This window comes from Microcystis sp. LE19-131.1A (assembly GCF_027532015.1).
GTDB classification, from domain to species: Bacteria; Cyanobacteriota; Cyanobacteriia; order Cyanobacteriales; family Microcystaceae; genus Microcystis; species Microcystis ichthyoblabe_A.
This window is the reverse complement of record NZ_JAPZSS010000180.1, coordinates 1-1803: the sequence shown is the minus strand read 5'-3', so window position 1 is coordinate 1803 and position 1803 is coordinate 1. Positions and strand designations below refer to the sequence as shown.

The following is a 1803-nucleotide window of genomic DNA, read 5'->3' as shown; positions in this document are numbered from 1 at the left end:
GCGGGAGCGCATTTTGTAGCTTGCTTAAAGCTTTGTTTCTGTCTGTATCACTTGTTACTTTTTAAAATGAGAATTGCTGTGGGGAACCCTTTGGTATTTTATCCATGACTACAATGCACAGCAAAGCAAAGGATTAAGCCGCCATCACTACTACCGAATCACCACCCAAGAGGTTTAATACCAGAGCCTTGTTTTGCGTCAATGTGATACCAAATTTCTAAATCCATGACAGACATCCACGCTCGAATGCTTGCCAAGCCTGCATTCGTTGTGACGCGAATAAAGAAAAATGGTATGAGGTGTACATCAAAACTTGGGCGTTGCCAAATTTGAAAATGTCTAAATTAGGGCAGCAACTTATTAAGCAGAGGAGTTAGATTTTGAGGACGATAATTGGGATCAGCCTTAAGTCGTTCGACCACACTGTAATGAACGGCAACTTTTAAAGATTCTATCGGTCGCCATCCTTCACCAGCTAAGGCATACACACCAGTCACGCTATTATCAAATTTAGTCGTTGGCTCTGGTTTAATCTGGAATTCCTCACTATAATTTTCAGTTGAATCAAACTCTAATCCCAACTTTTTAGCCTCGTGGATTATCCATTGTAAAGTATAGTCCGATAGCCCCCGATATTCTTCAGTTCCTCCACCAATACAGCCATGTTCACCAGCAAAGAAAACTTCTTTGACTACTTGTTCAGGATTTTTGTCACTTCTCTCCATGGCGGACGAGGGAAAACCTCTGCGTTTCTCATCAATGGCAACTGCATGAAAGGCATTTTCCACAATCGGACTTAGTCTAGCATCGAAAAATTCATACTTCCGATTCCAGAGTTTAGCCAAGGGTAGCCAAGGCGTTAGATCAGGAACACCTAATGCTCCCACCGTATCCCAGCACCCTAACATTTTGATCGGTACACGACCTTGTAAATAATCTTTTTCGCTATCTATCTTTTTGGAGTTATCTTCCCGGAATTTTTGAGCTTCTGGATCATTTGGCTTAATTTTAGAATTTCGATAAAGCTCATAAGCTTTAGGCAATTCGCGGATTTTGGAACGGCTCAATAAACCACTGTTATAGATCATACCTGCTAAACAACGAACTGTATAGGCTCCGCGACTAAAGCCAACTAGGTAAATTTCGTCTTCAGCTTCTACGTCATAATTCATACATAAAAAGCGATAGGCATCTTGAATAATTCTGTCAATTCCCCAGCCGAAAGCACCCCCGCCTAAACGCTCGATTAAATCAGCGTCTTCTTCTGTGCCACATCCTGATATATAATGAACCATTTGTGGGGTTTGATCATCGGCGGTGTATTTAACTAAGCGGGCAAATTTGACGACATTTGTAGGATAGGAAGTTGCTAATTCATTCCAAGTACCATCACAACAAACAACCAAACGTTTTTTCTTGGTTGTATTAGAGGGTTTAGTCGGCTCAGTGGTGTCAGGCTTAGATAATGGTTCAGACATATTCTTATCTTGAGTTGATTCTGAGGTTTGAGGATTAGATGGTTCCGATGGGGTCAATATTTCGGGTTTGATACTAGATGATTGTTCCTTGGGAGTAACTTCTTCATTGTTTGATGGAGTTTGAGGATTAGATAGTTCCGATGGGGTCAATATTTCGGGTTTGATACTAGATGATTGTTCCTTGGGGCTCTTCTAGGTTCTGTGTGATAAGTTTAACTTACACAGGATCGATCAATCTTTGTGTCCTTTGTGTCTTTGTGGTTCCTTCCACTCGCTCGCCAGCAGGACTGTATCTTAGAATACATTTTACCCACCAAATCCAAAA

At 41.2% G+C, this 1803-nt stretch carries 1 protein-coding gene; it reads right to left on the bottom strand.

Features of this window, described 5'->3' with window-relative positions:
- Positions 1-344: 344 nt before the first annotated feature.
- Positions 345-1478, bottom strand: a complete 1134-nt coding sequence (locus tag O9323_RS14020; RefSeq protein WP_043998422.1) for a T6SS phospholipase effector Tle1-like catalytic domain-containing protein — start codon at positions 1476-1478, stop codon at positions 345-347.
- Between the last annotated feature and the right edge of the window lie 325 nt (positions 1479-1803).